General features: G+C 49.1%; 7 protein-coding genes and 1 pseudogene. 4 read left to right on the top strand and 4 right to left on the bottom strand.

Features of this window, described 5'->3' with window-relative positions; all coding sequences use genetic code 11:
* Nucleotides 1-72 precede the first annotated feature (72 nt).
* Together tatA and tatC are read left to right on the top strand one after the other, a co-directional pair.
* Nucleotides 73-288: a twin-arginine translocase TatA/TatE family subunit gene (gene tatA, locus KDK17_RS04605; RefSeq protein ID WP_257276486.1), complete on the top strand. Its 216-nt coding sequence runs from the start codon at nt 73-75 to the stop codon at nt 286-288.
* A 66-nt stretch (nt 289-354) separates the two neighbouring features.
* Nucleotides 355-1,113 (top strand): twin-arginine translocase subunit TatC, encoded by a 759-nt coding sequence (gene tatC, locus KDK17_RS04600; protein ID WP_257280900.1) that lies wholly within the window; start codon nt 355-357, stop codon nt 1,111-1,113.
* A gap of 12 nt (nt 1,114-1,125) precedes the next feature.
* On the opposite strand, the gene KDK17_RS04595 is transcribed toward tatC, so the two are convergent.
* Nucleotides 1,126-1,680, bottom strand: a complete 555-nt coding sequence (locus KDK17_RS04595) for a sugar O-acetyltransferase (RefSeq protein ID WP_306671227.1) — start codon at nt 1,678-1,680, stop codon at nt 1,126-1,128.
* A 138-nt stretch (nt 1,681-1,818) separates the two neighbouring features.
* Between KDK17_RS04595 and KDK17_RS04590 the strand changes: the two genes are divergently transcribed.
* Complete coding sequence (locus KDK17_RS04590) at nt 1,819-2,601, top strand: YdcF family protein (RefSeq protein ID WP_257287455.1); 783 nt, start codon at nt 1,819-1,821, stop codon at nt 2,599-2,601.
* Nucleotides 2,602-2,622: 21 nt separating this feature from the next.
* On the opposite strand, the gene KDK17_RS04585 is transcribed toward KDK17_RS04590, so the two are convergent.
* On the bottom strand, nt 2,623-4,026 hold the full coding sequence (locus KDK17_RS04585; RefSeq protein WP_257287457.1) for an aspartate ammonia-lyase: 1,404 nt from the start codon (nt 4,024-4,026) through the stop codon (nt 2,623-2,625).
* A 277-nt stretch (nt 4,027-4,303) separates the two neighbouring features.
* On the opposite strand from KDK17_RS04585, the gene KDK17_RS04580 reads away from it, so the two are divergent.
* The gene (locus KDK17_RS04580; RefSeq protein WP_257280898.1) at nt 4,304-5,143 is read left to right on the top strand and encodes an isopenicillin N synthase family oxygenase; all 840 of its coding nucleotides are present in this window, start codon (nt 4,304-4,306) and stop codon (nt 5,141-5,143) included.
* Between the two features lie 41 nt (nt 5,144-5,184).
* On the opposite strand, the pseudogene lnt reads toward KDK17_RS04580, so the two are convergent.
* Together lnt and KDK17_RS04570 are read right to left on the bottom strand one after the other, a co-directional pair.
* Nucleotides 5,185-6,588: pseudogene (gene lnt / locus KDK17_RS04575) on the bottom strand (apolipoprotein N-acyltransferase); the annotation flags it as partial.
* 242 nt (nt 6,589-6,830) lie between these two features.
* Complete coding sequence (locus KDK17_RS04570) at nt 6,831-7,616, bottom strand: HlyC/CorC family transporter (protein ID WP_257287456.1); 786 nt, start codon at nt 7,614-7,616, stop codon at nt 6,831-6,833.
* Between the last annotated feature and the right edge of the window lie 41 nt (nt 7,617-7,657).

Here is a 7,657-nt window from a genome sequence, read left to right as displayed (position 1 = left end):
GAATCTACTGATTGTGAGCAGGGGTTGCAGTTGAGTATGCTTCATAGGGATTAACCATCGGAGTGAACAACAATGGGTCTTGGTGGAATCAGTATCTGGCAGCTATTAATTATTCTGTTGATTGTCGTAATGCTGTTCGGTACGAAAAAGCTGAAGAGTCTGGGCGCCGACCTGGGGGGAGCATTGAAAAGCTTCAAGCAGGCGTTGACCGAAGAAGAGAACGACGCCGCTGTAAAAAAGGCCGCACAGAACGACAGTGCTCAAAAAGAAGTTTCCCATAAAGCCTGATTGTGAGACTAACTGGTCAGGCACTTGTGAACATATTTCAGCAGGGTTTGTCAGGATTATAAACTAATGTCATCTACCACCGAGAGCAATGACGAGCAGCAGTCGTTGGTTCAACATCTGCTTGAGCTGAGAACCCGTATCCTGCGCAGCATGGTTGTTGTGCTGATTATTTTTGCCGGGCTTTTCTATTTCTCCAGTTCGCTTTATGAATTCTTTTCAGAACCTCTGAGAGTGTTCCTGCCGGAAAACAGCACCATGATCGCAACGGATGTTGCCTCGCCTTTTCTGGCGCCATTCAAACTGACCATGGTATTGGCACTGTTTGCCTCTGTTCCATTTATTCTGCACCAGATATGGGGTTTTATTGCACCAGGGCTATACCAGCATGAGAAAAGGCTGGCAATACCGCTGCTGGTTGCCAGTGTCGTATTGTTTTATACCGGAGTTGCGTTTGCCTACTTCGTGGTCTTTCCGTTGATCTTTGGGTTCTTTACCAGTACCGGCCCTGAGAGTGTCACGGTGATGACCGATATAAACAGTTACCTGAATTTTATTCTGAAACTGTTTTTTGCCTTCGGTATGGCGTTTGAGATTCCTGTCGCCACATTGCTTCTGATCTGGTCTGGAATCTCAACCGTCGAGTCTATGTCCGGTAAGCGTCCTTATATTGTCGTAGGTTGCTTTGTTCTGGGCATGTTGCTTACACCTCCGGATGTGATTTCCCAGACTCTGCTGGCGGTCCCGATGTGGTTGCTCTTTGAGGTGGGCATTCTGTTTGCTCGTCTGACTTGTCGAAAATCAAAGAAAGTAGAAACGAAGTCGTGAATCCGGGGCTCTCTATGACAGAAGTGATTTAATCACTCGGCAGGGCGCACCCACTGCCACGCTGTTTGCCGGGATGTCACGAGTCACCACACTGCCCGCTCCAATCACAGAGTTATCGCCAACTGTGACTCCCGGATTGACGCTTACATTGGCTCCCAGCCAGACGTTATCACCCAGGGTGATGGGTTTGCAGAACTCCAGTCCTGTGTTTCGGGTGATTGCATCCAGAGGGTGTCCTGCAGTGCTAAGGGTGACATTGGGGCCAAACAGCACATTATTACCAATGGTGACTTTAGCGCCGTCGAGAATCGTGCAGTGATGATTGGCGTAGAAGTTCTCTCCCAGATGGATGTTATAGCCATAATCACAATAGAAAAGGGGCTCTATCCAGACACCTGAAAGAGTGCCCAGAAGTTCATTGAGGATTTCTGCCTGTTGTGTCTTGTCGTCCGGTGAAACTTGATTAAAGCGGTGACACAGTCTCTTGGCCTCCAGGCGATCCTGAGTGAGTTCAGAATCAAATGCGAGGTAATCCAGTCCTGCGAGCATTTTCTCTTTTTCGGTCATGTGGCTACTCAAGGTTAAGCTTTTTTCTCAACGGTGGTGTTATATTGTGGGTGCTAATAGTAGGTCATCGGGCTGGCGAAAGCAGCCAATATCCCACATCTTCGCAGGCAATGGGTATAATCGACTGAGGATAGACGATTGCAGGGTTTTCTGAATGCCACAAGGTCACCGCTTCGGTCATTTCTCAAGCTAAGCCTGCTACCCCCCTTGAATATTGTATGGATGCTGATTGTGGGAATGATCTTTAAAACAACAATGGGCTGGCTGGCGTGGGTCGCTCTGATTTTTCTCTATCTACTCTCTGTTGCGCCTGTTGCTAACCTCTTGGCCAGGGGGCTGGAGATATATCCTCCTGTTGATATAGGTGTTTGTAAAAAGGCCGACGCCATGGTGCTACTGGGGGCTGGAAGGCCCAGAAGCTCTCCTGAACTGGAGGGCTATCAGCCCACCCCTCTGTCACTTGAACGCATTCGATATACTGCCTTGCTGCACCGGCAGTGTGAAGTCCCCATTCTGGTCGCTGGAGGAGGGAAACGACCTGAATCGGAAGTGATGGTCAGGGTTCTGAAGAATGACTACAACGTTGATGTGACATGGATAGAAACTCAGAGCACGTCAACCCGGCAAAATGCCCGAAACAGTCAAAAACTACTGAGCAAAGAGCTAAGGGGTAAAAAGCTACCGGGTAAAGAGCAGGTTGTCGTTGTCCTGATCACTCATGCCTGGCATATGCCCAGGTCAGTATTGAGTTTTGAAAGGGTTGGCTTCAAAGTGATTCCGGCTCCCATGTCATTTGCCTCGAAAGAGATTACCTGGCAGAAGGGGACTTACTGGATACCAAGGGTTCGAAATCTCAGGGTGAGTGAATTGGCCCTGCACGAATATCTGGGGCTTATCTGGTACCGGCTGACCAACCGTTAGAAAGAGTATCGAAGGACAGAGCTATTTGGCAACGCCGCCTTTGGTAGCCCGTCCCGGGTCCAGAATCTTCTTCAAAGCCTCTTCTGACATGCCGGTTTTTTCTTTAGCGACTTCGATGACCGGGCGTTTTTCACGATACGCCTGTTTGGCAATTTCTGCCGCCTTCATGTAGCCAATCAAGGGGTTCAACGCTGTCACCAGCACCGGATTGCGGCTCAGGGTCTCTTTGATATGAGCTTCTCTGACGGTAAAATTGGCTATAGCCTTATCGGCGAGAATCAGGCTGCTATTGCTGGCCAGGGTAATGCTATTGATCAGGTTGTTGGCGATCAGTGGCAGCATAACATTGAGCTGAAAATTACCAGATTGGGCTGCAATAACAATGGCTGCATCCAGTCCTGTGATTTGGGCGGCCGCCATAGTAACTGATTCACAGATAACCGGATTCACCTTACCTGGCATGATACTGGAGCCAGGCTGCAAGGTAGGCAGTTCAATTTCACCGAGCCCCGCCAAAGGTCCACTGTTCATCAGGCGCAGATCATTGGCGATCTTCATCAGTGACACCGCTACACTGCGAAGGTCAGAAGACAGTTCAAGTGCTGTGGCCGGCAGGCTTTGGGCAGCAAAGAAGTTACTGGCAGGCTTGAAAAGCAGGCCGGTATCCTGACTCAGCTGTTTGCTGACTTTTTTTGCAAAGTCTTCATGGGTGTTGGTTCCGGTTCCCACAGCGGTTCCACCCAGGGTGAGTTGAGAGAGACGCTCCAGGGTCTGCCTGATTCGCTGTCTGTCATTGTTGAGCAGCGCTATCCAACCACTGATTTCCTGACCAAAAGTCACTGGCATGGCATCCATCATATGGGTTCGGCCGGTTTTCACAGTATTCTCAAGCTCTATCCGACGCTTTTCCATGACCTTCAGAAGATGATCCAAAGCGGGCAGCAATTGATTATGAATCAGCAATGCAGACGATACATGAATAGCAGAAGGAATCACGTCGTTACTACTTTGGCCCATATTGACGTGATCATTGGGCGAGATTTTTAATCCGGAAGAACGATTGACCAGATTACTGATCACTTCGTTCACATTCATATTGCTGCTCGTTCCAGAACCAGTCTGAAAGACATCGATAGGAAACTGATCAGCGTATTTTCCTTCAATAAGAATGTCTGCCGCTTCAATAATGGCCAGAGCATTGTCATCAGCCAGTAACTCAAGTGACTGATTGGTTCGGGCTGCGGCTTTTTTGATGCGGACAATGGCTTCAATGAAAGGGTGAGGCAATGACTGGCCACTGACAGGAAAATTCTCAACCGCTCGCTGGGTCTGGGCACCGTACAGGGCATCCCTGGGAACAGTCACTTCTCCCAGACTATCTCGTTCAATTCGCACCCCGGATAGGGGTTCTGTAGAGCTGTACATGGCTGTCGACTGTCCCATTAGTAGTGCCAGAGTCAAATGTCGCCAGGGCTTTAGCATGAAGTTGGAGTTTTTCATTGAATCGGAACTCAATCCAGTCCGGAATTCGGACGCGAACGCCAATATCATAGATCCTTATAGCCTATCGGCGGTTGTTGAGAATAAAAAATCAATCTTTTGTATAAAGCCGGTTAAATGCCTTTATTGCTACGTAAAGCTTGTTCTTTTCTTTTACTAAACGATAATACTTCGTCACTTTTTTTCACCGGATATCAAGTTAATGGACGTTCAGGTAGTCGACTATACGGCCACAGATGCGGCTCAAAAATTTGTCGAATCGCTCCGCGAAACCGGTTTTGCGGTTTTAACCAATCACCCCCTGAGTCAGGATCTGGTTCAGTCAATTTACGATAACTGGTTGAATTTCTTTAATTCTCCGGCCAAACAGGATTTTCTGTTTGATGCCGTGAAACAGGACGGCTATTTCCCGCCAGAAGTGTCTGAAGTGGCCAAGGGGCATCAGAAGAAAGATATTAAAGAGTATTACCATATTTACCCTTGGGGAAGGATTCCTGCTGATCTGAAATCAGACATTACAGATTATTATGAGAAAGCCTCTGGTCTGGCGGGTGAGCTGCTGGGCTGGGTTGAAAGTAATGCACCTTCTGAAGTGTCTGAAGGCTTTTCCGAGCCGCTCTCCCGTATGATTGAGGATACGCCTAATACGCTGTTGAGAATACTTCACTATCCTCCGCTCACTGGCGAAGAAGAACCTGGAGCTATCCGCGCAGCGGCTCATGAAGACATCAATCTGCTGACTATTTTGCCAGCCGCCAGTGAGCCTGGCTTGCAGGTCAAGCTGAAAGATGGCCGCTGGGTCGATGTTCCTTCAAAGTTCGGCTACCTGATTATCAATACAGGGGATATGTTGCAGGAAGCTTCCGGTGGTTATTTCCCTTCCACCAGTCACAGGGTGATCAACCCTACTGGTGGTAAGAGTGGTAAATCCAGAATGTCCCTGCCTCTGTTCCTGCATCCACGCGATGAGGTGGTTTTGTCTGAGCGTCATACCCATCGCAGCTACCTGATGGAACGACTGAAAGAATTGGGTGTTGTTTAATGTTTTTTTAAATCAGAAGAGGGGCGGCTGACGGACCATTCTTATTGCTTTGAATCAGAGCCCGATCTTCTTGCGCACAGACCTGCCACTGCAATCATTAACAAACACAGGAATAAAACAGGCCAGGATCCCAATAACATGAATGGCGTACTGCCTGTCATGACTTCAGCAGTACCTCTCAGTACTCCGGGTTTGAAACGTTCGATACTTTCAACAACCTGACCCTTATCGTCTATCAGAGCACTGATGCCGTCGTTGGTCGCGCGAATCATGTATCGACCCGTTTCCAGTGAGCGCATACGGGCCATCTGGAAGTGTTGCTCAGGGCCAATGGATTTGCCAAACCAAGTGTCATTACTGATAGTAATTAACAACCCACTGTCTTTTGCCTGCTGGGCAGCAAAGTCAGGGTAGACCACCTCATAACAAATATAGGTGGTAATCACAGCGTTGGGGACTTGCAGTTTTTCCTGTTTGCTATGTCCCGGACTGAATGCCGACATAGGAAGGTCAAAGAAGCTGATCAGGCCACGCAGGGCTGAATCGAAAGGAACGTACTCCCCAAAGGGAACCAGCTTCTGCTTATAGTATCGACCTTCTCCCAGACCCATAGCGATGATGCCGTTGTAATATTTTTCTTCGAATAAAGATGGCGTGTCTTCAGATCGTTCATCAATAGGTAACCCGAGAATCAAGGCACTGCTGTGTTCAGCTGCCTTACGATTGAGCCGGTTGAGCACGGATCTGGCCTGACTGTAGAAAAGAGGTATGGCATTTTCAGGCCATATGATCAGCTCTTGGTCCCACTCGGCTTTAGACAGTCCATAGTAAGTATTGATTGTTTCCTCAACATAGCCAGGATCCCACTTCAAGAGCTGAGGGATGTTCCCCTGAACAGCACTGAAGTTAATCTCTCCTACGGGACGAGTCCACTGTACTTTACCCAGTGGAACCGATGCAAACCAGAGCGCTAAAGTGATTGACAGGGCGATCAGAGGTGGGTTCCGATCCGCGCGATCTGTGACCAGTGTCGCAGTAATCAGGGCAGCGGCGGTTGCCATGAGCAGGCTCAAGCCAAAAACACCTACGACAGGTGCCCACGACTGAACAGGTGTGTCAAGCAACGCGTAGCCTTCAAGAAGCCAGGGAAAGCCGGTAAGCAGCCAGCTGCGAACCCATTCAAACAGTGTCCATAATCCGGCGAAAAGCAGGGCCTGTCGCCAGGGTGCCCGAATATTGAATCGGTGTCTGAGTCTGGCATAGAGATAGAACAGCGGCATGACCATTAAGGCAGCCAGCATCATCACGAAAAGGGCTGTGAGCAGACTGGCCAGAGGCGCTGAGGCAGCACCAAAACGATGGATACTGACATAAACCCATGAAGTCCCTGTGCCGAAGAGGCCCAGTCCAAACAAAAAGCCTCGGACTGTGGTCGTTTTTACAGTTTCTGTACGTGTATAAGCAAAGCCTGCTGCTGTGGCAGATCAGAACAGGCCAGATGTTAAAGGGACTAAAGCCCAGTGGAAACAAGCTTCCGGCCAAGAGCGTGGCAAAGTGACCGAAGTAAAGCGTTTTTTTGTTCATAAATGGAATACGGGAAAGTCAGTTTCCTCAGCAATGACTGGCCAGGAGAGTGTCTGAGTATTAAAGCCAGTCATCATGAGTCCTCTTGGCCAGTTTGCCAGAACTAGGCGGAGCTGACTCGCAACAGTCGAATTCGACGACCGTCAGAATTCAGAACATCAAATCGGAAGCCGTTAATTTCCACGAACTCATTCCGTTTGGGCATATGTCCAAACTCTCGCAGGACAATCCCACCAATGGTATCGAACTCTTCGTCGCTGAAGCTGGATTCAAAGTGTTCGTTGAAGTCTTCTATGGGGGTCAGGGCTTTGACTATAAAAGTACGGGACTGTTCCTCAACCGGTTTGATGAAACTGTCTTCTTCCACATCGTGTTCGTCTTCTATGTCCCCAACTATTTGCTCGAGAACGTCTTCAATCGTCACCAGACCGGCTACACCACCAAACTCATCAATGACGATAGCCATGTGATTACGGTTGGTCCGGAACTCTTTCAGGAGCACATTGAGACGTTTGCTTTCAGGAATGAAAGTGGCAGGGCGAAGGTGGTCCTTGATATTGAATTTGCCATTCTGAAGAATCAGCGGAAGCAGATCCTTGGCCAGCAGAATACCGATAATCTCGTCTTTGGTATCGCCGATGACGGGAAAGCGGGAGTGGGCTGATTCGATCACTTTGGGCAGGAAGTCCCGGGGCGCCTGATCTTCATCAACGCAGACCATTTGCGAGCGTGGGATCATGATCTCCCTGGCCTGCATATCGGCTACCTGAACAGCTCCCTCGATAATACTGAGAGCTTCATGGTCAATAATGCCCCTGAGTCCGGCATCATTGAGCAGAGTCAGCAACTCATTCCGGTTTTGAGGGTCCTGAGTGAACAGAGCCGCCAGTTTGTCTTTCCATGTCGGGGCGGGCGAGTCGCCCGGAGCAG

The organism is Endozoicomonas sp. SESOKO2 (genome assembly GCF_024606245.1).
GTDB lineage: Bacteria > Pseudomonadota > Gammaproteobacteria > Pseudomonadales > Endozoicomonadaceae > Endozoicomonas_A.
The sequence above is the reverse complement of the archived record's forward strand: the minus strand, read 5'-3'. Positions and strand labels throughout refer to the sequence as shown.

Bases quoted from the DNA above. Each gene is read 5' to 3' on its own strand.
- tatA (WP_257276486.1), top strand. From the start codon at position 73: ATGGGTCTTGGTGGAATCAGTATCTGGCAGCTATTAATTATTCTGTTG.
- tatC (WP_257280900.1), top strand. From the start codon at position 355: ATGTCATCTACCACCGAGAGCAATGACGAGCAGCAGTCGTTGGTTCAA.
- KDK17_RS04595 (WP_306671227.1), bottom strand. From the start codon at position 1,680: ATGACCGAAAAAGAGAAAATGCTCGCAGGACTGGATTACCTCGCATTT.
- KDK17_RS04585 (WP_257287457.1), bottom strand. From the start codon at position 4,026: ATGTACAGCTCTACAGAACCCCTATCCGGGGTGCGAATTGAACGAGAT.
- KDK17_RS04580 (WP_257280898.1), top strand. From the start codon at position 4,304: ATGGACGTTCAGGTAGTCGACTATACGGCCACAGATGCGGCTCAAAAA.